The organism is Spirosoma arboris (assembly GCF_009754945.1).
Lineage (GTDB): Bacteria > Bacteroidota > Bacteroidia > Cytophagales > Spirosomataceae > Spirosoma > Spirosoma arboris.
Genome location: NZ_WPIN01000003.1, coordinates 563286 through 584362 on the forward strand (window position 1 = coordinate 563286; position 21077 = coordinate 584362).

Consider the following 21077-nt stretch of genomic DNA (forward strand, 5'->3'; position numbering starts at 1 on the left):
TAACTGGTATTGTAACCCACTACTTTAGTGGTGGGTTAAGCCGATGGCGTAACCTAACAATCCCGTAGGGATGACTGGTATTGTAACCCCTACTTTAGTGATGGGTTAAGCCGATGGCGTAGCCCATCACTTTAGGGTTAACCGATCTAGTTCAACGTAATAATTCCGCCTTTCACTTCTACCATAGCGTTGCCTTTAACGGATGTTTGGGTACCTTCGAGAGAGAGTTGCCCGTTGGCTTTAATTTCGGCGGTGGCGTTTGCTTCGGCGTTGATTTCAGCTCCCTTAATTTCAACCTTAACGCTGCCCTCGATTTTCACTTCGTTAGTTGCCTTCAGTTCGATGTTGTTCTGGGCCTCGAATTTTAGATCATTGGTGGCTTTTATCTCAATGTCTTTCCCCGAAATTTTAATATCGCCCTGCGTTTCAATAGTGATTTGGCCATCATCGGCGAAAGATAACAGCACACGTGTATCGGATTTATTGGCGTTTGTCAATTCAATTGTTTGCTCGCCGTCTTTATCGAACAGGCTAATCTTGTTACCGCCTTTCGTCTGAATAGTCTTCTGAACATTGTCGCGCTGAGTATAGTCGACGCCGTCTTTTTTGGGATATAGGCTTGTCATAACGAAGGGGTACTCCGCCAGATTAGACTCATACCCGATCAGGACTTGTGCATCGACCTCAGGTACAAACAACATACCTTCACCATCACCTGTGTACGGATGAGCTACCCGCAACCAGTCGGACTCTTTGCTATCTCCCGGCCACATAAACTCGACTTTTACGCGACCTAGTTTATCAGGATCTTCATTATCAGTCACTTTCGCCAATTCAGGTTTACCAACGGGCAGCTTAAAAGACGGATTGGGTGGTGGATACGTCACGGAGTCCGGCACCGCCCGAAACGTATTGGAATAATTGCCGCTGCCATCCAACGAATGCGAAACGTGCGTGACCCGATAGCTTCCGAAGTTTTCTTCGGAGGTGCCTCGTTCGGTAATACGGGTTCCTTTCACCGAGATAACTGTTCCAACCGAAACATCTGGATTTTCGCCAAAGCCCTGAAAATCAACAAGACGACTGGCTTCCATCGCTTTTTGGGTTTTGGCGACTTCATCCAGTTCACTTTGTCCATACACGAGTTTGGGCAGAGGTAACTGCGATTCCTGACTGAACATTTTCTCCGATTCGTCCAGCGTAAAATCGCCCCATTGCCCCAGGCCGCTCACCTGCTGATCGCTGGAATGACTCTGATAGGTCTCGTCAGCGACATAATCGTAGCGGGAGTATAGAAATTTAGCGGGCAAGACTCGAAGACTCATGGCAAAGGTTTGCATACCATCGACTTTAAAGTCAACCTTATGATCGTCGGGTTTGCCAAATACGAGTTGCTGCCCATCGTAGAAACACCATTCACCATATTCGGCAGCCAGGCGCGCCAGAAACTCGAAATTTGTCTCATCATACTGAACAACATACTTCAGCATTTCGGATGATTTCGGATTAACTGACCGCTTAAGGAGGTTATTAGGATAGGGATTTATAACCTGATTGACAATATCGCCCAGGCCATATTGTAGAAATGTTCGACGTAATTTACTGTCTTCCAACAAAATGGTCAGCCCATAACCTTTCAACAAAAAAACGTTCGACATGTCGCTGGTGTTTTTCAGCGCCAGTTCGGTTATGATACCTTTAAATTTAAAATCAAACGAGCCGTCTTCGAGCAGTGGATCGAACGAAAACTGGATAGTTTTACCAATTACGTTGCGATGCGATTCGTGAAAAAACAACTCGTTGGCGTCTTCCAGGTCTTCGAATGGCACAGACAACTCAAACGTATGGTGGCCGAACAAGTCCTGTTCAATCGATAACCCTGAAACGTTTTTCAGCTCTTTACCACCTTCGAGTTCAACGTGAGGGATGACCTGTTTGGCCATTGGTTAGGTGTTTTGATGGTCAATACCGTCGAGCTTAATTTTGCCAGCCGACAGCCGCAGCAGAATACAATTGCTTACCCCCGTTCGTTTCACAAAACGTAACATGTTGTTGGTAGCAACTGTAAACCGATCAAGTAACGAATTATTTGTCGATTCATCGGAAGCAAACATGTCGTGGAACGTATCGATAAGTACGTCCACATTATCCATATAGGCAGACGCCATTAACTCAAAATAAAAGATGGCATAAGCATCTTCAAACTCTAGTTTTTGCAGAGCCGATTGCTGATCAACCCGGTCAAAAACAATTTCACCATTTTTTTTAGCCGTCGGGCTGGTTGCCCAGCTACCGAAAATCTCCTCATCTGTGCTATCAATAATCATCGTGATGGCCCCGCCCCGCACCCCAGACGTCACTTTTCCGCGCTCAGCTTTTTGCTTTAAAAGATGAGTGCATTGCAATACGTTGTACGATTTCCCCTCAATGGTTAATGTAGCTTTAAATGACATTGTGGCTCTATAGTTAAATGTTATACCACGTTCAACGTAGCTTTGTTAAAGGTGATCTCTTTACCGATAATGTAAATTATGGTCTTCAGATAATCCTGATCGGAAAAAAACTCATCCCTATAGGTAGCACAATACGCTTTTTTAAATTCTATTTCTTTATAAGTGGCGTCTTCATCAATCCGGTTTAGCGTAATCTTACCATCTTTCTGCATGTTTGGATCAATCATCCAATTCTTAATCGTACTATCTTCCAGTGCGTCCATTCCGACAAGTATCGCCCACTCCGGACGTGACGAAGGTACTCCCCGCTTGTCTTCATCACGGATTACTCGCATCAACATCCAGTCGATGTCGTAGTCATTACCATCTAAACTAAGTTTCCCTTCGTAAGCCATTGATTAGACATTTTGGTGGTCAATACCGTCGAGTTTAATTTTCGCTGCCGAAAGCCGTAACAGAATGCAATTGCTGACGCGTGTCCGTTCTGCAAATTTGATCAGGGCTCTCCTATTCACTATGACTCGTCTATCATCCTCTGATTGATTTGTTGCATCTAAGACAAAGTAATCTTCCATAGCGGCTAAAACGGCATCGGCATTAATATAATTGGATGCCATAAACTCGAAATACTGAGTCATGTAGGCTTCCTGAAATTCCAGTTTTTGTAAAGAAGACTTCTGATCGATACGATCAAAAACAATTTCGCCGTCTTTTTTAACTGTAGGCCCAGCAGCCCAAATGCCCAGCAGGTCATCATCGCTGCTTTCTAGTATGACAACAATGCGGCCGCCCATCACGCCCGATGTAGCCTTACCCTTCTTATAATTTTGATCCATAAGATGGGTACATTGCAACACATTGAACTCTTTACCTTCAACTGTTAATGTAGCCTTAAAGGACATCTGGTTTAAGGGTTAAAAAAATATAACTATACCCGGAGTGTGGCGCTATTGAGCTTGACCTCACCACCCGTAATGTTAATGATTGTGTTGAGGTATTCTGTATCAGCAAAAAATTCATCAAAATAATTGACGCAGATGGCCTTTGTAAATTCGATTTCTTTATACGTAGCGTCTTCGTCAATCCGATTCAGAATGATCTTACCATCTTTTTGCATGTGCGGATCAATCATCCAACTTTTAATTGTGCTATCGTCCATAGCATCTAAACTGACCACTACGTTCCATTCAGGACGCGAAGCCGGTATGCCTTTCTTGTCCTCATTACGCGTTATCTGCAACACCATCCAATTGATATCGTATTCGGTTCCATCTACACTGAGTACTCCTTCGTAAGCCATAAGCAGAATGAAAGGTTATTCGAGTTTACCGTTCCATTTATTTTCGAACTGAGTGTCCTGTATTTTCAGCTTTTCACACGACATGGTGATGAATAGGCAATACGGGTTGTTGGTCCGCTCCTGGAACTTCCGTACCCGATTCCACATATTTTGCATCAGGGTATTATCCTTCCGCCCCAATCGAAACCCTTTATACTGAAAGTCGATCACGTCATCACTCAAATCTTCGCCTGAGCTAACTCGCTTGTAACTTACATTGGGGTTACCTACATTTTCATAATAGCTTTCGGAGACATCCGTCACAAAGGCATTCTCAAACTCATAGGTCAGCATAACCGAGTCCTGATCGTCGCGGTAGGTTTTAATAGTACCGTTCTCAAAGCGGGTTTTATCGATCAGCCACTCAAAAAACAAGTCCGTTCCTCCTTCCATAATCAGGTAGAAATCCCCCAACATCACCTTAGATGCAGGCTTTCCCTGATCGTCGCGGGCTTGCTTGAACGCTACAGAAAACTCAAGAACTGGAATGTCTTCACCAGAAACACTTAATATTGCTTTATGAGCCATGGTATTCGTTCGTTAAAATTCGGGATAAAACATCATTCTAAGTCCCACTCATGCTCCAGAGTAGCATTACCGTTGGTTACTTCTTTTCCCGTAAAGAAAAGATTGGTTGTCTGATAGGACGCATCGCCCGCAAACATCTCCAACATTGCCAGGCAGAAGGTCCCTTTATACGTCCACTCCTTCAGTTTGGTTTCGCCCTCGCTTTCTTCGTCCGATTTATAAAAGGTGACCGTAACGTCCTTTTGCATCGTGTCGTCGAACATCCATTCGGTAAAGGTAAATTGCTCCTGCACGTCGATGGAGGCAAAGAACAGCCAGTTCGTACCCGACGAGGGCTTTCCTTTCGAGTCTCGACTGCGGGAAGCGGTAAAAAATATTCGGCGCAGGGGTAATACGGTACCCTCCACTTCTAATTCAGCATGATACGAGGCCATCAGTAAAAAAGATTAAAATGTGAGCAAACAGGTTATAGCAGGCAGATAGCCAATGGCTTATTGTCGTCCCCACTGATTCTTGTGGTCCACATCGCGAATCGTGATTTGCATGCAGGACATCGAAAGCATCAGCACGTAGGATATACCTGTTCGTTTTTGAAACGCCCGGGTTTTTGCCATCGAATTCCCCAGTACGTGTGCACCTATATCTGACTCTCCACTATCCCGCTGGAATGCGACAGCTTTCGTCCATAGCTCAAAGTCTTCTCCACCGCTTTCGATATCACTGACCGTATTGAAGGAGTTTTGCATGTCCGCATCATAGTAATAATTTTCCAGTATAGAATCTAGAAAACCCTGTACGAATGAATACTCAACAAATGGAGAATCATCCTGATCAGGACGAAAGGTTTTCAACACACCGCTTTCCATCCGGGTCGGTTCGCTGATCCACTCGAAGAAGGTGTCATTCCCTCCCCGTATGATCATAAAGAAATCACCAAAAAAAACGCCAGAAGCCGGCTTTCCCTGATTATCAGTCTGTTGATAAAGCGACACTTTAAATTCAAGCACATTGAAGTCTCGTCCGCAGACGGATAAGATTGCTTTGTTTGCCATAGTAATAAAGGAGTTAGCTTGACTAAACGTTAGGTCGTCCAGTTATTGTTTATGGTGGCATTTCCATTATCAACGGTCGTTCCCGAAATGACAAGCTGAGTTTCCATCACACCCGCATCTGCCACAAAATTTTCCTGAAATCCAACACAATACGCTTTGGCAAATTGCCATTCTTTTTTGGTGTCACCGCCTTCATAGAATTTGAGCGATACATCTTTCTTCTTATTCTGGTCTACCATCCATTCGGTGAAAAGCGACTCATCCGTGGTATCCATATTGATATTTACGGTCCAGGCAGATTCCGAGATCGGGCGACCATTTTTATCTGACTTGCGAGCCACATAGAAGTTGACACGATTCAGAATATATTCCATATCGTCAATCTTTAAAGTAACTACGTACATAAGCGTAAGAGAAAAGAGTGAACAGACAATCTATAACCTACTATTGCTGATCGTAGTCAGCTTTCCATTCCGCCGAATCTGGATCATCGCCTTTCTGTCCGTCGAGTTTGAGCAGGAAAGTTTTGGCCGGGAAATACGGCACCATATGAATGTCGAGCAGAATGCGATCTTTCTGTTTAGGATCTCGTTCGAAACGTAGCAGTTTGAATTTCTCGATGAGCTTTCCTGGCCCCGTTACACTGTCCAGAAACTTCACGATCTGTTTCTGAATATCCATACGGGTGTTGGTGTTGAAGTTTTCAAACGCCCGTCGGTTCAGGAAATCAATCAGAACTTTCGTGATGTAGTCGAAAACCCGAACAACTGAGTACGTCTGCAAACCAACATTGTCGCCATTGAAAAGGGTTTTGGCCGAAAAAGGCATCACCTTTCCGTACTCATTCACCATCGGAATCAAGCCCATTTTTTCCAGGGCTGAGATTTCACTCTTTTTCAACGGGAAACGCACGCCGTCGGCTTCATTCAGCGCGCCATGTTTGCGGCCAGCTGTCACTTGCGACATAACCGTACTGTAAACTTTTCCTGCCAGCGCACTCGAACCCGGTACATATAAGTCCTCTTCTTCACCAACATCCTGGTGCTTTCCCCGACCCGTAAGCCAGTTACAGGTCATCATGACATTCGATAGATAGGCATCACCGCCCGTCAGGTCAGCTGATTCGAATAGGTCGACCACATCCTCTGGCGCATCAAGATGCTGGAAATCCGTCACCATCATGACCTTGTTTTTATGGGCAATCTGCGCCCATTTATCCACCACCTTTTTCGAGCCCAGGTAACCCGGTAATACCAGCAGAGAGTAGCTATCGCGCAAGTCGAGCCGGTCGAACGTACGTGCGAACTCTTCGGCCACAGCGTCAATAAAGGTTGTGTTGTCGAGGTCGGTAATTTGTTCCGGCTCGGCATTCATGACATTGACGTTTTTGGCTTTATCCTGATCCGTATTGGCATAGAAACTAGCCACCGATCGGTAAGATTGCTCCAAACCCCGATTGGCCTCAAATGCCCGACGCAGGTTTTCGCTCAACAGCGTTTGGGCCCCTTCAGCTTTGCTCTGGGCTGTTTCGGCTAGCTCGGCCACGGTATCAGCACTGCCCAGCAGGTCCAGCATTAGGTGCAATCGCTTAGCTAAATCGGCACGCTCCTGTTTCTTAGCTTCTTCAGTCAGAAAGATTTTCTTACGGGCTTTTTTCTCCGGGTTCAGGTTTTGAACACCATCTAAGGTGGTTTCCAAAATACCGAAGCCTCCGTATTTGGCTAATTTGGCGCAGCTTTCATCGAGAGAGAGAGTCGATTCGGCTAGCTTCTCGCCTACTTTTAATGGTTTATTCTGTGCTTCCATGTAATTTTTTAAGTTTCAGGTTCAAAGTTTCAGGTTCAAAGTTTCAGCCGGGCCACCGGTACAGTTCAATGTTCTAACCAGGAGCACCCATTGGCATAACCTGGAACATCGAACTTGAAACCTGAAACCATTTATTGCACTTCTTCCAGCTCACGAATCATGGCCTGAATGGCAGCCATGTAGGCAGCTTTGCCATCGGGATTTTCGAGCATTGCTTTCAGGATTTTGTTTGACTTGAGTTGCTTTACATACTTCTGAAAATCTTCGAACGTCATATTCAGTTGTTGTAAGTACTCGCTCTGAGCAATAACTCCTTTCTTACCGAAGTCGGCGAGTGAGTTAAACCGTAGGGTTTCGCTAATGGTGCTGCCCTCTTCGGTATCAAATTCGACTTCGTTTTCTGGCTTGAAATGGGCAAATACTTCACCCACATTTTTTAGTCCTTCAACCACTTCCGGACGAAATGTCGGGTCAGTAGTCAGTTTCTCAATCAAGAGGGTTTTATTCTGGGGAATGTCAACGATACTCTCGCTAACATTGAGCTTTCGCTCCTGTCCACCAATTCCGTAGTCAAACATAATTTACGTAGTTAGGTAAAAATCTAGAAATCAATTCGTTATCCACCAATCAAAACCGTAGGGCAACCGACCACAATACTGCCACCATGAGCAGTTGTATCGCCCATTCGGGCAGCCGGTTTTCCACCAATCAGAACCGTACCCGAGCCTTTTACAATGACATCGGGTGGTCCAACACAGGTACACATATCGCCCATGACAGCGGCTGGTTGACCACCGATGAGCACTGTTGGCATACCTGGTCCCATAATTGGCCCACCAACATGTGGAATAGGCACTACAGCAGGTGTTTGCATTGGGCAAACATGCATATCCATCAAACGAGCGGCTGGTTGTGGCATGATCAAATACTAGTCAACTAGAGTCATGGTTGGCCTATGTCAAGTAATTCCTGACTATTTATTTCTTCGTGCGTAATTGTCCATTGTAATTCTTCTCCCTGGAGTCCCACCTGAATGGTTGACCCTTTGGTTACGTCGCCCGCAATAATCATCCTCGAAATGGGCCGACGAAGTTGATTTCGAATCACGCCTTTCAACTGCCGGGCACCGTATTGAGGGGTGAAGCCCGATAAAGCCAGATGCCGTTGTGCCTCTGGAGTAAGCTCCAGCGTGATACCCTGTTTCGTCAGTTGATCAGTTAGTCCGCGCAGGTGCAGGTTAAAAATTCGAACAGCATTTTCCTCAGAGATAGGCGCGAACGGTACAATCTCGGTCAGGCGGGCCAGAAACTCCGGTCGGAAGTTTCGGCTCATTGTCTCCATCAGTTCTGAGTTAGTGGGAATCTGCCCTTCACCAAATCGCTGGATAACCAATTGACTGCCAATGTTCGACGTAAATAACACAACAGCATCGGAGAAATCTCCCTCCTTGCCCAGTCGATCGTGCAAACGACCTTCATCGAGAATTTGCAGGAAAATGTCGAAGACCGACGGGTGTGCTTTTTCAATTTCATCGAACAGTACTACTGAATACGGTTTTTCGCGGATTTTGTTTACCAGCAAACCGCCTTCTTCGTAGCCAACATAACCCGGAGGGGCTCCGTAAAGCAGTGCCGCCGAATGCTCTTCCTTGAACTCCGACATGTCGAACCGAATCAGAAATGACTCATCATTGAACAGAAAATCAGCTAACGATTTGGCCAGCTCGGTTTTCCCGGTTCCCGTTGGTCCCAGCAGAAAGAACGAACCGATAGGCTGCCCTGCTTTCGTTAGGCCCGAACGTGCTTCCAGAATAGCATCGGCTACGGCCTTCACGGCATGATCCTGTCCAATCACCCGCTTTTTCAGTACCTCATCCATAGCCAGCAGTTTGTCGCGCTCCTGGCTCTGGATTTTGCCTAATGGAATACCCGTTTTATGCGAAATGACGGCCGCTACATCATGACGATCTACGCTCGTTTTGGCCGTCGCCATCTGATCTGTCAGGCGATTCAGGGTTTGTCGAATATGATCGGCTAAGGCTGGTGCCGATTCAAATGGATCGGCCACCGATTCGTCATCGGATGTTGTATCTGCCAGCAGATTCGCCAGCAAAATCGGGCTGATTTTATTTTCCAGTTCCTGATGTAAATAGCGCAGATCTCGCAGGGAATCAGGACCATCAGTACGTAGCTGATCGAGTTGTTCGGTTAGTTGTGCTACTTCGGCGGGCGTTCGCTCGCTGATCATCCGCACTGCCGAGAGTGTTCGATCCAATAAGTCAACCGCGGCATCGGGCAGTCTACGATTACGGCTATATCGTTTAGCCAGGATCACCGCTTCGGCTACGGCATCGGGGCCTACGCTCAGTTGGTGATGTTTTTCGTAAAAAGGCACCAATCGTTGAATCATCCGAATTGCCGTATCAACGTCGGGCTCTTCTACCCGCAATACATCGAATCGACGACTGAACGCTTCGTCAGTTTCAATGTATTTTCGGTATTCATCAAGCGTAGTAGCCCCAATAACTGTTAAATTTCCTTTGGCCAGCTCGGGTTTGAGCAGGTTGGCAACGCCCGTGCCGAGTGGTCCTCGGCTGTCCAGCAATTGATGAATTTCGTCGATAAACAGAATAATTTTAGCATCCTGTTTCAACTCTTTCAGGATGCTTTTCAACCTGTCTTCCACTTCCCCTTTATACGAAGCCCCGGCGACCAGTGCACCCAAATCCAGCTCGAGCAATCGGGCATTTTGCAAATGATTGGGTACTTGCCCGGCTATAATATTCAGGGCGAAACCATCAGCCAATGCCGTTTTACCAACGCCGGGTTCACCTACTAAAATGACATTAGGCTTCGTCCGGCGACCTAACGTTTCGGTCATCATGCGTACTTCACGGTCGCGGCCAATAATCGGGTCTAATCGCCCCTCGGCAGCCATAGCCGTTTTGTCAACACAATACCGCAGCAAAGCCTGCCCCGTCGCCCCCGACGAAGAACCGGAACTGGTTGCCTGCTTTCCGTTCTCTTTCGCATCAGGCGCAACCGCTGTTTCTACATCTGCATCGGCGAGTGCGGCCTGCATGAGTTCGGCCTGAGTTATTGGCAGACTTCGTAGTTGCTCGGCACTAAATGCAACACCCGGTTTGAGCAGAGCAGCCAGCACACAAACGGGATCGGTTTGTGACTTTCCCAGCTGCATAGCCACCAGATCGGCTAATTCCATCGTCGTTTTTACCCGTTCATCGCCCGGTGGATTGGGCGACAAACGACTTGACTTAGGGCTAGCTTCCAGGCGTACCTCAGCCCATTCACGCAGGTAAGGCACATCCTGACCAATAACAGCCAGCCACGAAGCCATACCGACCTCGTTATGCAACAAGCCCATGAGCAGGTGCGCTGGTGCAAATAGTTCGTTCTGATATTCCTTAGACAGAGCCTGGGCAATCTGTATGGCTCGCTTCACTTCTTCCGTATATGCCATCAGAATTAAGGGGTTCAAATTTGTCAGAGACGGTCAGGGGTTGTCAAGAGTGGTCAGAATTTGTCAAAGTAGGCAAAGGTTTACAGACAGGATTGCTAGTACCTGACCATGACTTGGCTACTCTTGATAATTATGACAATTTATTTCTCAGTCAGAACCTAATCGGCGCAGTTTGTCATTAATCGCAGTGATACGCTGTTTGGCGTCGGGGCGGGTATTTTTCTCGAGCGTTTCCATGGCAAATTCGTACAACGGACGACGCCAGAGCGGAGGGCGGTTAGTAGCATCTGCCTTTTTCTCACAACGGTCTACAATGTCCATTTCGACATCAGCCCGCGAAACACCCGCAGTTACCGGAGCCGAGACAGGTGCGGGCGTACTACCTGCAGCTTTTAGCTGGTCCTGAAGTTGTGTAATGCGCTTTTGAGCATCTACCATTTTGCTGGTGCAATCCTGAAACTGCGCCAGGTAATTTGGCCCGCCCCCACCCGAAGGTGCCGGTGCGGCAGCCGGTGCAGCCGATTTAGCCGCGAGAATCTTAAGCATTTCATTTTCCTGCCGGGCCTGCGTGAGTGCTGCCGTTAGTTTATCTACCTGGCTAGCATCGATACCTTCTTTTTCGAGCAAATCGCGCAGATAACTGATGCTATTACGATAGGTAAGTACAGCATCATATGCCCCAATAATGCCATGCGAAAGTTGCTTATTAAGTGGCTGTAGCTGTGCTGTATCGGCTTTAAGGCCATTTACTTGCTGTTGTAGCCCGTTTTCTAAGCCTGAGAGCTGATTTTTCAAGCTTCCCTTCTCAATGTCCGTCGCTTTCAGGTACGCCTGATCAGTAGTCTGGATGGTCTTGAGGTCAGTACTTACCCCATCCATACGCTTCATCAGTTTCTGGGTTTGTTCATTCAGGGTTTCGTTGAGCCGGGCATTTTCCTGTTTTAGTACATAGTTTGGTGCACTAAACAACAGATAGACTGCCAGCAAAGGCACGCTAAGCGAAAGACAGTAAACACCCAGAAAACGGCTGAAAGCTTGTTGTCGTTCGGGTTTATTGAGTGGTTCCATAGGTAAGTTAAGCGGATTTGATAGAGTTAGGTTTTATGTCAGTCAAGGTTGAACTCCGCAATCTGGAAGTTGAACCATAGAATTTAAGGCAATCAATGTTAGCTTATTTTTAAGCAGATGCTTATATGTACTTATTTAGCGGCACTACCCCAACGGACTCCAGCGCGAACGTGGCTTTTCGGGCGGAGTTTCTTTTACTTCGTGCTCAATGATAAATACGTTCTGCCCCTTACGCTTGCCAATAAAATCTAGCTGAGCCAGTTTATAAAACACATTCGACAGGGTTCGGTAAAATGTATCCAGCGACGTAAGCAGTGCCGTTAATTCGGTATGTTCATAAGGTAATTGCAGAGTCGCATTGAGCTGTGCCTCCAACGCACCCGGTGTCAGATCGGCCCACTCGCCGATGTAGCCAATAAATTCTTCGCGCTCGCGCCCGCTCAGCATGGTCATTACTACCCGCACCGCCTGAATAGGGCGCAACAGCAATTCGGCCATTTGAACGGGTGGTTCGTAAGGAATAATCCAACTATAGCGCGTACTGATGTCGCCCAGAATAAAGGCTACGCGTTCTGCCATCAACAGCGTACTGCTTTGCAGCGCATTTTTAGGGTCCCTTTCCTTCGTGCGCTGTAAAATTTTATAGGAGTTGGTTTCCAGCGATTCAAGGTGCTTGCCAAACTGCTGATGCCATTGCTGAAGTCGGGGAAGGCTATAAACCGAAGTGCAGGCTGGCAGATAATCGGCGTCCTGCTGGACTTCACCATTGCCGTAGCGAACCCGGCCTACAATCAGTTGATGGTTGAGTTCGTGGGCGCGCACCTGTGTAGATGGTACTACGTCGAGCCGATAATCGGGGCGAGTATGTGGATGACGCGGGGGAACTTCAGTAAGGATGGGCTCACCCGTTGGAATTCGATTGAACGGATCGACTGTCAGGAGTACGTCGAACGTTTGCGGTTTACCCGTTTGCAATCCGTAGGTTTCAGCCAGCGATGCAAACGAAGTTGAACACGTGAGTGAATCGGCTGGGCTGTGGTAGTCAATCCGACCTCCATGAGGACTAATGGCCCGGCAACTCCGCAGGTTCACCCGAATCTGCTGATTAAAGTCGCACTGAATTTGCACATCAAGGGCATTGTCGGCGGGCAAAATCCCGTACCGAAATCGAGATAGCCCCAATGCGTTGCTATCGCGCAACTGGTCGTGCATAAAGTTTTCCCACTCGGTAAAATGCCGACGGGCAATCTTCATACCATCAATCCAGTTGACAGGTGGGTAAGTAAGTTCAGGAACAGTCATAATAGAGCGGGCTTTTATGATGTATGATATAGGATGTATGATGTATTCAAAAAGTCAGTCACAATAAAATACATCATATATCTTATATCATACATCTTAAACGTATGTTGTAAAATTTAATCGACCCAACGAGTCTTCGTTGGTAAATAAAAAAGCATCGTTAAGTCCCGACGTGTCCAGATCAATCTGAACGTCAGTGTCTAAGGGTACTAAATAGCCAATCAGCCATTCGATAAGTCGAATCCCGTTACTTCCAGGCATGTAATCGGCGACCCGTTCGCTACGATCGATATGCACCGTTATGCGAAGCAATGGCTCCTCGTTAGGCAACCAGCCATCGAACACCGAATTACTGCCTAATTCCCACTGCCCCAGGGCGGGTGTATTCGCCTGAACCAATGTCATGCCCGGCGCATCGAGTTGTAAACTCACTCGCTCGTCAATCAGTTGGTCGAAACAATTCGTCATGGCGGCCATATCGCCCGACATTTTGTGCATCAGGGGCAATAGGTACAGCAGGCGTTTTGTCTGAGCAGGCGTCAGAAAATCGGGTAAATTCCAGAACCAGGCCAGGGGATCATCGGCCAGCAACGGGCCGCTATCCGATAAGAACGTTTGTTGTTCCTGCTCGATTCGAACGCGCTGGCGAAAAAACTCCTGTTCAATAGGCAGAAAAAAACGCCGGGCTGCCTGCTCTCGCTTGCGCTGCACACTCATTTCGCGCAGTATGGCTTCTTTCGAGGCAGATGCGTCATGCGACGTTGGCTGATGAAAGACGCCCTCTGGCAACAGATCATACAGACCACTACGATTCAACTCTATCTGTAACCAGCGTTGTGATTTATACTGTGTCTCTATCCACTCAGTCCGATCAATATCGCGACCAGCTGCCCGTTTGAATGCGCCAACTGGATTTATGATGAGATCGTCGAATGAAATACCGTTTTCGAGCATATCAGCCAGCACAGTCTCGGCCCGCAGGTCAGTCGGCAAGTGATTCAAACGTTCGGCATAGTCGGCTAATGGCTCCATTCAACTAGGTCTTCCTTAATTGGGTACGACAATAACTTCATAGGGCAAGGCCGACACTGATTGCGTTTCCAGACTAGTCTGTATTAGTTTAGCCTGTTGCAGCCAATCGGCAGCCGAATACGTACTCCTTGTTGAGGGTTCCAGGCTCACCCGAATGCAGCGCTGAAAACCATTGGTAGGCAATGGATCTACACGAAAAGCTCGCTCAACACGCACAGCCTGCAGATGATGCCCCAACTCGGCCTGACACACAACTCGTACATCCTCCAGCGTCACAACACGGTTTCGAGTTAGCAAAGCCTTTTTATACTGCGCAATCTTCTCTGATTCCCTCAGGCGTTCTCGTCCACCAGTGGTGCTGGTCATTAGAAAACCAGAATCTTTGCGAAGCGTATTATCCGAATAGGGACTAAGCCGACTCCCGACTGGCAACCGGTTGGCGGCTTCTCCATCGCAAGTCCAATACTCGATGAATACGGTTTCGCCCGGTTGTTTAGGTTTGATAATCAGATAGGGAATCGAGTCGCGTTTGCTTGTTTTCTGGTCGACCTTCGCTTCGAGTCGAGCCAATGCCTGATTCAGTTCCCGAATCACTGACGTCAGAAAATCTTCACCCAATGCAGCAAATGATGCACTTTCATCACGAAGTAAATCCTGCAAATTGGTCAATGCCTGTCGGGCGTCCCGATCATCGAATCGGTTGACTCCATATTGTACCGTATACGTATCAGCGGCTAAATCCGACAGATCTCCGAGGGGAATAGCAGTCAGCTGGCGGTTCTGATTTGTTCGAACGTCGCGCATCGCCAAAAAACATCGGTCCGTTTCGAGTGGAATGATATTTAGATTTTGTTGAAGTCGATAGGTGATCCGATGAAGCCGTCGGTTAACAACCGGACAGCAGTTTAGCCCGACAATCACGCCCGCCAAAGCTTGCGCACTAACAGTATGGGGCAACCGTAACTCGACCCACCAAAGCGACTCCCGAACTGCACGCAACTCACGCTCGGCAAACCATTGGCCAACCTGGCTTGGATAAGCCTGTCGCTGCAAACCGGATGATTTAAAAACGGGGGCTCCCTCAATAGTCACAAAATGGCGTTCATAAACCGACACGGCCTGCTTTTCTACCTTGCCCATAACATCGAATTCACTTTCTAAACGTGTGTTCGACGTTTTAGCGCTACTTTTTTCAGGTAAACCCATCCGAACGCGTAGCTCCTGACCGCCTAACCACCACGAGCTAGTAGCGGGGGATGACTGATAGACAGTCCGGTCGGTTTCGGACGCCCAATCGAAAAAGAAAGATAGTCCTTCCAGCGATGTAACGCCCTCGTCCAGATCCAACCCTAGCCATAAAGACTGGTAAGGCAATACGGCCGGCGGGCCTTGCCGCTGAGCAATGGGCGTTTTCTGTGTGGGCTCATCTATCCGGTACAGCATTTCGGTTGTAGCGATGTAGCGGATCGCTCCGTCGATAACCGGATAAGCATCAACGGGAGAGAAAAAAGCTTCCAGTGCATTTGTCGAGTCGGTACGCGTAGCTCCAGCCCGTTTCAAACACAATTGCGTAGTGGCAGAGAGCGTAGATTTCGACTCCACCGATCGCACCTGAGCAATGCCGAAAGCAGGGCGGGCTACATCAGGCTCCGGATGCAACACCTGCGCCAACCGGTCGAGCAATCGGGTTTGGGTATTTCCAATAGCAACTGACACCCGCTCAAACTCAACAGCACAGGCTTCAATAAGCAATGCCACAAGCGGATCGAAGCTATCGAGGTCTGTCTCGGCGTAGCCCCACAAGTCGGCAGCCCGGCGTAGCATCCGGGCTTTTACCCGCTCACGAGTAAAGCCTTCAGAAACAAGATCAGTAACGGCCATCTGGTTAATTGTTTCAGATTCAAGGTTTCATGGTTAACGTTTTGCAGGCGGAACCTGAAGCATTAACCATGAAACCTGAAACATTATTCGGTAGAGAGAGGAGCCAAAAACAGGCTGCGCTGAAACGAAAATTGTTCGTTGGTCCGCGCCAATACTCCATCAATCCAAACACTGAGCCGTCGTTTTACCCGGCGATTTGTTCGATCAAGCTGTATTTCCTGATCCGTTAGATCGACGCGAACCCGCACTTGTGTCAATCGCTTTTCATGTTCAGCAATCGATGCTTCAATAGATTGGCGAATGTCTTCTTTCCAACGGCTGTTCGCTAGGTTTGAGAAATCCTCATCCCACAAACTGCACCCAAACGATTCATCAAACCGGGATTCGTTGAAGTGCGTCGTTAACATCAGATACAGGTTTTGAGCGATCGACTGCGGTAGTGAGCAGGTTGGGTGCGATTTGTGCTGCAACACCTCGTCTAAACGTAACGGCAAGGCATAATAAGGCTGTGGCATACCAAACGCGGGTTAGAACCGGAACATTAATCCAACACTTAAACCTATGCTATTCATAACCACATTGTAACTAGGTGATTGATAGACGTCTAGTCCATCCTGTTTAGTTGTGGTTGAGGTTCCCTGACTACTATATTGGGTAATATAGCTGTAGACAGAAGGAGCCGTGCCCGTTTTCGTATTGGTTGATTTATACAGATTTTCCTTGGGTTGGAATGACTGGTTGTAGGCAATGACCTCAGCAAAACCACGTAAGCTCTGGCTCAGGCGAAATTGAATACCCAGTGCAGCCTGATAGCCAATTGCCAGTGAATTTTTTCGGTAATCATTTTGATAAACCGATGCAGTACTGGCTCCAGAAGTTGGTGCATAGAGGCTAGTTGAATTGACCTGATAATCCATCACTATTCCACCTACCAAACCCAGTCGGTTATATATATAATAACTAGGACGTGACAGCGCCTTAAATGTAATATTCGGTATGATAGACAGTACTTTAAAGTTTGTACTGGACGAGGAAGTGGACGTGTAGTTAGACGCGTTATAGTTATCACTAGTTGTTAATGCTGAGCCAAAGAGCATATCGGCATCAATCCCCAAATTAATAAAGTCACTGACGATTAAGCCAATACCAATACCCGCCCGTGGTCCTGCGCCTAATCCTGTCGAATTATTTTTGTAGGACGTAGCTGTATTGGTAGGCATCCCGGTAATCGGTAAACTCGTGTAGCTGGTCGAAACCTGCGACCCTGGCGTGAGCAAACCATAGAAGCCGTAAATCTTAACATAGAAGGGCGATTCAATAGCCGCTTTCGGCATACGCGGAGCATTTTCAGTCGTTACTGGATCATCAGACCGTTTTATTGTATTCAGTGCAATTGTGGGCTGAGCTTGTGCTGTCGCAAAACTCGCAACCAGCAAAAAAAAGAGAGTGAAGTAGCGATGAGTAGTCATTTGATTTATTATTAATCCAGGATACATCAACACACAATTAGCCGCGCCTAAAATCTGGCAACTAACTGTTCACAGGAAGTAGAAAAAGACAAAGTAAATCGTTAATCAAACGGCTTCATAGCGTATAACTACGCTTCTCAACAAGCATAAGTCCGGTTTTTAACCGTTTAGAAGCAGATTTTGGCGGTGGGTATACAGATGGATAACCGACATAGTAGTTGCCCTTCTGGATCAGTTTCAAATAAAAAAACAAATTAGTGATTTACAGCCGTAAAAACAGCTTTTATTTCTCAGTATACCGAATACTATAGGTATATATATTTATAATTTTATTAATATCCTTAACATGTATAATAATAGTTTAATCGTATGCTTTGGTTACCGTTTGCATACTCACCTATCAATCGGCCTCCTCATTTAATTATCTTTAGTAGCTCAGCGCTATTTGCTCTAATCACACCATTTAGTCATGTTCAAAGAACTTCTTTCGTCGCTAGGTCGCCTATATAATTTCGTAATTTCATCGATCGTAGCTATCATTCTGGTCATCACGACCTGGGCATTCTGGGGGCTTTATCAAGATTCGCTCCTACAGAGCCAATTTATCCGAGAAGGTAAACTCCTCTCGGTTACGGTTGATCAGGCCAATCAGAAGCAACGGTCCTGGCGGGACATACTTGGTAACAGTACCTATCTTACGTTTCCGTATCAGGGTAAAACCTACACAACGCGCTTTGTAATGGATTCAGGTTATGTTGGCTCCGGCGACCGGGTTAAGTTATTGTATCATCCGGTTTATGATGCGTTCCGGCAACCAAGAAGCGAAGTTCGTTTTGATAAGGCCGAGCGAAAATCGCGTTTAGTTGAGTGGACGAGTATCCGTGATTTTACGAATGAACATAAGCTGTTACTCCTGTGCTTTGTTCTTACGACAGCTTCTTTTTTTATGATTTCGGGAGTTATCGTGACCCTTATTCCGCTAACATTCCTACAGGATATAGCTCGATTTATTCTTGTTGTAGAGTTATTGATCGCAGCGGTTTTCTTTACGTATGATACCTGGAAATACTTCCAGTATTATCAGCACGTAAAGACTGCTGGGCAAGAAGTTACGGTTAAGGTACTAGACACCGCGCGCCGATCGAAAGGACGAAATACAAGCTCAAGCTGGAAATGGTATGATTACGACGCCACGGTTCGCTACCAGCGACAGGAGCGGGTTATTCCTATTAGTGAAGATGATTATGACCATCTTAAGCCCAATGACTCGTTAAAAGCGTTTTACGATGAGTCGGCAAATGATTTTATGTCTGTAGATTTTTCGCCAGACTATATGCATATTTTCGTACCCCTATTCTTCTGGGGAATCTCGTTGATATTAATTCGCTCTTTTTTTGTCCGGCAAAATCCCGTAAAGAGGTAATTTTTTAAGACACCAGCTTTCCTTCGCTTATATCGGCCTGAGCAGGGGTAGCTATTCGCTCAATTTTACCGACGAGGAAAATATACGAACAGGCGCCAATAAATTCGATTGTACCAATGAAGACTAGTGCTGGCTTAAAACTCCCGCCTTGTATCAGATAACCAATCCCAATTGGCACAACAATAGAAGCCAGGTTGCCCATAAAATTGAATACACCACTCGTTAGGCCAATCAGATGTTTAGGAGAGAGAACTGATACAAATATCCAGGAAATCAGGGCCATACCGATCCCAAAAAAAGCGAATGACAGGAAAAAGATGACCAATGTATTATTATCCGTGTAATTAGCGCCAACAATGCTTAACGATAAAATAAACCCAATAATAATTGGTGCCTTACGGGCCAGACTCACCGATTTTCCCTGGCTGATCAACCAATCGGATAGGAAACCCGATAGTAATAAACCTGCACATGCCGCCAGAAACGGTATTGATGCCAGATAGCCCGATTTGATAAAGCTTAAATGCCGATATTCCACCAAATAGGTTGGAAACCAGGTCAGAAAAAACCAGAGTGTAGCGTTGACACAAAACTGCCCGATATAAACACCCCATAACGTCCGGCTCGAAAAAATCAGTTTTATATTGGACCATTGCCAGATATTGGCTTGACCCTTGGTTTGATCTTTAGCTCTGAACAAACCTCCTCCTTCTTCAATATAATCCAGCTCGGCTTTATTGACATTTGTACTATCGAGGGGGTCACGATAGAATAGGTACCAGACAATTCCCCAAACCAGACCAACCAGACCCGTCCCAATAAACAAACCTCTCCAACCTGCATACACCTGAACCATTGCCAAAACTGGGCTCAGAAAAGCCAGTCCAATAAACTGCCCAGACACATACATGGCAATGGCCGACGCTCGCTCGTTGTTCGGGAACCATTGAGTTACCACGCGATTATTGATTGGATACGAGGGAGCTTCCAGTGTACCCGTGGCCAGCCGGAGGAAGAACAGACTGGCAATGCCCCGAACAAGCACATGGGCTAGTGTTACAATTGACCAGGTAATCAAACAGAAAGCATATAAAATACGAGGCCCAAACCGATCGGCAATCAATCCACCCGGAATCTGCAAAGCCGCATAAGCCCATCCAAAAGCTGATAGAATATAGCCTAGCTCAATTTTTGACAAGTGAAGGTCCTTGCCAAGGGCTGATGCAGCAACTCCAATATTGGTGCGGTCCAGGTAACTAATCGCTACGTTAACGAATACGAGTGCCAGCATCCCGTATCGTACTCGAGTTGGTTTAAGTTTGCCGCTTAACTGTTCCATTTTTTAGATTAGGAGATTTTTTTGTTTCAGGTTTCAGGTTTCAAGTTTCAAGTTGGCTGACGCATAATACTTCCTGCCAGTAACTTGAAACATGAAACCTGGAACAATACTTTATCTGGCTGTCCAGCCACCGTCAACGGTGAGCATCGAACCGACCATGAAGGTTCCGGCATCGCTGGCCAGGAAAATGGCAGCTCCCTGAATCTCTCGCAAATGGCCCCAACGCCCTAAAGCAGTGGCCCCTACCACAAATTTTTTACCTTCTTCGGTATCGGCGATGGGCAGATTCATTTCGGTTAGAAAAGGGCCGGGGCAAATGGCATTGACATTGATATTAAACGGAGCCATTTCCAACGCCAGAGCGCGGGTCATCTGAACAACCGCCCCTTTGCTGGATGTATAGGGCGTTCGATTGGACAAACCGACCAAACCGAGTGTACTGGCCAGGTTAATGATACTACCCCGACCAGCTTTTTTCATGAATGGGATTACAGCTCTACAGCAGAGCCAGGTGCCTGTTACGTTCACCTCCATTACCTTATTAAAATCGTCCGGTGTCAGTTCGTCAATAGCGCCCCGAATGTTAATCCCGGCACTATTGATAAGAATATCGATCTGGCCAAACGTGTCGATTGCCTTTTGGGCCATCGCTTCCGTTTGTTCGGGGCTTGCGATGTCGGCGCTGAACGAAATGGCTGTAATGCCGAAATCCTGACTCAGTTCCTTTGCTGCGCTTACACCTTCTTCGGCATTGCGATTGACCAGCATGATGTTGGCTCCTGCCGAAGCCAGGCCAGCAGCCATAGCCAGGCCAAGGCCTTTAGAGCCACCCGTGATGATGGCCGTTCTTCCACTTAAATTAAATTGACTGACTCCAGGTAGTATTTCTTTACTCATAAGACTTC

22 protein-coding genes are annotated in these 21077 nt (G+C 46.8%); 1 reads left to right on the forward strand and 21 read right to left on the reverse strand.

Annotated features, from left to right (window positions below):
• Positions 1-146 precede the first annotated feature (146 nt).
• From GO755_RS10125 to GO755_RS10215, 19 genes are all read right to left on the reverse strand, one after another.
• On the reverse strand, positions 147-1943 hold the full coding sequence (locus GO755_RS10125; protein WP_157584619.1) for a type VI secretion system Vgr family protein: 1797 nt from the start codon (positions 1941-1943) through the stop codon (positions 147-149).
• A 3-nt stretch (positions 1944-1946) separates the two neighbouring features.
• Positions 1947-2453: a type VI secretion system tube protein TssD gene (tssD, locus tag GO755_RS10130; protein ID WP_157584620.1), complete on the reverse strand. Its 507-nt coding sequence runs from the start codon at positions 2451-2453 to the stop codon at positions 1947-1949.
• A gap of 20 nt (positions 2454-2473) precedes the next feature.
• Positions 2474-2848, reverse strand: coding sequence for a type VI secretion system tube protein TssD (gene tssD / locus GO755_RS10135; RefSeq protein ID WP_157584621.1), 375 nt, complete (start codon positions 2846-2848; stop codon positions 2474-2476).
• A gap of 3 nt (positions 2849-2851) precedes the next feature.
• The gene (tssD, locus tag GO755_RS10140; protein WP_157584622.1) at positions 2852-3355 is read right to left on the reverse strand and encodes a type VI secretion system tube protein TssD; all 504 of its coding nucleotides are present in this window, start codon (positions 3353-3355) and stop codon (positions 2852-2854) included.
• Positions 3356-3381: 26 nt separating this feature from the next.
• Positions 3382-3753 (reverse strand): type VI secretion system tube protein TssD, encoded by a 372-nt coding sequence (gene tssD / locus GO755_RS10145; protein WP_157584623.1) that lies wholly within the window; start codon positions 3751-3753, stop codon positions 3382-3384.
• Positions 3754-3768: 15 nt separating this feature from the next.
• Positions 3769-4320: a type VI secretion system tube protein TssD gene (gene tssD, locus GO755_RS10150; protein ID WP_157584624.1), complete on the reverse strand. Its 552-nt coding sequence runs from the start codon at positions 4318-4320 to the stop codon at positions 3769-3771.
• Positions 4321-4352: 32 nt separating this feature from the next.
• A complete protein-coding gene (gene tssD / locus GO755_RS10155; protein ID WP_157584625.1) occupies positions 4353-4754 on the reverse strand; it encodes a type VI secretion system tube protein TssD in 402 nt (133 codons plus the stop codon).
• Between the two features lie 57 nt (positions 4755-4811).
• Complete coding sequence (gene tssD / locus GO755_RS10160) at positions 4812-5372, reverse strand: type VI secretion system tube protein TssD (protein ID WP_157584626.1); 561 nt, start codon at positions 5370-5372, stop codon at positions 4812-4814.
• Between the two features lie 29 nt (positions 5373-5401).
• The gene (gene tssD, locus GO755_RS10165) at positions 5402-5776 is read right to left on the reverse strand and encodes a type VI secretion system tube protein TssD (protein ID WP_157584627.1); all 375 of its coding nucleotides are present in this window, start codon (positions 5774-5776) and stop codon (positions 5402-5404) included.
• Between the two features lie 40 nt (positions 5777-5816).
• Entirely contained in the window at positions 5817-7178 is a 1362-nt protein-coding gene (locus tag GO755_RS10170) for a DUF5458 family protein (RefSeq protein WP_157584628.1), read from the reverse strand.
• 131 nt (positions 7179-7309) lie between these two features.
• Positions 7310-7756, reverse strand: a complete 447-nt coding sequence (locus tag GO755_RS10175; RefSeq protein ID WP_157584629.1) for a hypothetical protein — start codon at positions 7754-7756, stop codon at positions 7310-7312.
• Between the two features lie 38 nt (positions 7757-7794).
• Positions 7795-8097, reverse strand: a complete 303-nt coding sequence (locus GO755_RS10180) for a PAAR domain-containing protein (RefSeq protein ID WP_157584630.1) — start codon at positions 8095-8097, stop codon at positions 7795-7797.
• Positions 8098-8120: 23 nt separating this feature from the next.
• Positions 8121-10658, reverse strand: coding sequence for an ATP-dependent Clp protease ATP-binding subunit (locus tag GO755_RS10185; protein ID WP_157584631.1), 2538 nt, complete (start codon positions 10656-10658; stop codon positions 8121-8123).
• Positions 10659-10805: 147 nt separating this feature from the next.
• Positions 10806-11726 (reverse strand): hypothetical protein, encoded by a 921-nt coding sequence (locus GO755_RS10190; protein WP_157584632.1) that lies wholly within the window; start codon positions 11724-11726, stop codon positions 10806-10808.
• 144 nt (positions 11727-11870) lie between these two features.
• On the reverse strand, positions 11871-13028 hold the full coding sequence (locus GO755_RS10195; RefSeq protein ID WP_157584633.1) for a hypothetical protein: 1158 nt from the start codon (positions 13026-13028) through the stop codon (positions 11871-11873).
• Positions 13029-13124: 96 nt separating this feature from the next.
• Complete coding sequence (locus GO755_RS10200; RefSeq protein ID WP_157584634.1) at positions 13125-14060, reverse strand: hypothetical protein; 936 nt, start codon at positions 14058-14060, stop codon at positions 13125-13127.
• 15 nt (positions 14061-14075) lie between these two features.
• Positions 14076-15941: a type VI secretion system baseplate subunit TssF gene (locus GO755_RS10205; RefSeq protein WP_157584635.1), complete on the reverse strand. Its 1866-nt coding sequence runs from the start codon at positions 15939-15941 to the stop codon at positions 14076-14078.
• A gap of 83 nt (positions 15942-16024) precedes the next feature.
• The gene (locus tag GO755_RS10210) at positions 16025-16456 is read right to left on the reverse strand and encodes a GPW/gp25 family protein (protein ID WP_157584636.1); all 432 of its coding nucleotides are present in this window, start codon (positions 16454-16456) and stop codon (positions 16025-16027) included.
• Between the two features lie 12 nt (positions 16457-16468).
• Entirely contained in the window at positions 16469-17410 is a 942-nt protein-coding gene (locus GO755_RS10215) for a hypothetical protein (RefSeq protein ID WP_157584637.1), read from the reverse strand.
• Between the two features lie 469 nt (positions 17411-17879).
• Between GO755_RS10215 and GO755_RS10220 the strand changes: the two genes are divergently transcribed.
• On the forward strand, positions 17880-18833 hold the full coding sequence (locus GO755_RS10220; protein ID WP_157584638.1) for a hypothetical protein: 954 nt from the start codon (positions 17880-17882) through the stop codon (positions 18831-18833).
• Between the two features lie 4 nt (positions 18834-18837).
• Here the strand turns inward: GO755_RS10220 and GO755_RS10225 are convergent, their stop codons facing one another.
• Positions 18838-20172, reverse strand: coding sequence for an MFS transporter (locus GO755_RS10225; RefSeq protein WP_157584639.1), 1335 nt, complete (start codon positions 20170-20172; stop codon positions 18838-18840).
• Positions 20173-20283: 111 nt separating this feature from the next.
• Complete coding sequence (locus tag GO755_RS10230; RefSeq protein ID WP_157584640.1) at positions 20284-21069, reverse strand: SDR family NAD(P)-dependent oxidoreductase; 786 nt, start codon at positions 21067-21069, stop codon at positions 20284-20286.
• Between the last annotated feature and the right edge of the window lie 8 nt (positions 21070-21077).

What these genes read in the sequence shown, in the direction of transcription:
- GO755_RS10125 (WP_157584619.1), bottom strand. Translation starts at nt 1,943, where the DNA reads ATGGCCAAACAGGTCATCCCTCACGTTGAACTCGAAGGTGGTAAAGAG.
- tssD (WP_157584620.1), bottom strand. Translation starts at nt 2,453, where the DNA reads ATGTCATTTAAAGCTACATTAACCATTGAGGGGAAATCGTACAACGTA.
- tssD (WP_157584621.1), bottom strand. Translation starts at nt 2,848, where the DNA reads ATGGCTTACGAAGGGAAACTTAGTTTAGATGGTAATGACTACGACATC.
- tssD (WP_157584622.1), bottom strand. Translation starts at nt 3,355, where the DNA reads ATGTCCTTTAAGGCTACATTAACAGTTGAAGGTAAAGAGTTCAATGTG.
- tssD (WP_157584623.1), bottom strand. Translation starts at nt 3,753, where the DNA reads ATGGCTTACGAAGGAGTACTCAGTGTAGATGGAACCGAATACGATATC.
- tssD (WP_157584624.1), bottom strand. Translation starts at nt 4,320, where the DNA reads ATGGCTCATAAAGCAATATTAAGTGTTTCTGGTGAAGACATTCCAGTT.
- tssD (WP_157584625.1), bottom strand. Translation starts at nt 4,754, where the DNA reads ATGGCCTCGTATCATGCTGAATTAGAAGTGGAGGGTACCGTATTACCC.
- tssD (WP_157584626.1), bottom strand. Translation starts at nt 5,372, where the DNA reads ATGGCAAACAAAGCAATCTTATCCGTCTGCGGACGAGACTTCAATGTG.
- tssD (WP_157584627.1), bottom strand. Translation starts at nt 5,776, where the DNA reads ATGTACGTAGTTACTTTAAAGATTGACGATATGGAATATATTCTGAAT.
- GO755_RS10170 (WP_157584628.1), bottom strand. Translation starts at nt 7,178, where the DNA reads ATGGAAGCACAGAATAAACCATTAAAAGTAGGCGAGAAGCTAGCCGAA.
- GO755_RS10175 (WP_157584629.1), bottom strand. Translation starts at nt 7,756, where the DNA reads ATGTTTGACTACGGAATTGGTGGACAGGAGCGAAAGCTCAATGTTAGC.
- GO755_RS10180 (WP_157584630.1), bottom strand. Translation starts at nt 8,097, where the DNA reads ATGCCACAACCAGCCGCTCGTTTGATGGATATGCATGTTTGCCCAATG.
- GO755_RS10185 (WP_157584631.1), bottom strand. Translation starts at nt 10,658, where the DNA reads ATGGCATATACGGAAGAAGTGAAGCGAGCCATACAGATTGCCCAGGCT.
- GO755_RS10190 (WP_157584632.1), bottom strand. Translation starts at nt 11,726, where the DNA reads ATGGAACCACTCAATAAACCCGAACGACAACAAGCTTTCAGCCGTTTT.
- GO755_RS10195 (WP_157584633.1), bottom strand. Translation starts at nt 13,028, where the DNA reads ATGACTGTTCCTGAACTTACTTACCCACCTGTCAACTGGATTGATGGT.
- GO755_RS10200 (WP_157584634.1), bottom strand. Translation starts at nt 14,060, where the DNA reads ATGGAGCCATTAGCCGACTATGCCGAACGTTTGAATCACTTGCCGACT.
- GO755_RS10205 (WP_157584635.1), bottom strand. Translation starts at nt 15,941, where the DNA reads ATGGCCGTTACTGATCTTGTTTCTGAAGGCTTTACTCGTGAGCGGGTA.
- GO755_RS10210 (WP_157584636.1), bottom strand. Translation starts at nt 16,456, where the DNA reads ATGCCACAGCCTTATTATGCCTTGCCGTTACGTTTAGACGAGGTGTTG.
- GO755_RS10215 (WP_157584637.1), bottom strand. Translation starts at nt 17,410, where the DNA reads ATGACTACTCATCGCTACTTCACTCTCTTTTTTTTGCTGGTTGCGAGT.
- GO755_RS10220 (WP_157584638.1), top strand. Translation starts at nt 17,880, where the DNA reads ATGTTCAAAGAACTTCTTTCGTCGCTAGGTCGCCTATATAATTTCGTA.
- GO755_RS10225 (WP_157584639.1), bottom strand. Translation starts at nt 20,172, where the DNA reads ATGGAACAGTTAAGCGGCAAACTTAAACCAACTCGAGTACGATACGGG.
- GO755_RS10230 (WP_157584640.1), bottom strand. Translation starts at nt 21,069, where the DNA reads ATGAGTAAAGAAATACTACCTGGAGTCAGTCAATTTAATTTAAGTGGA.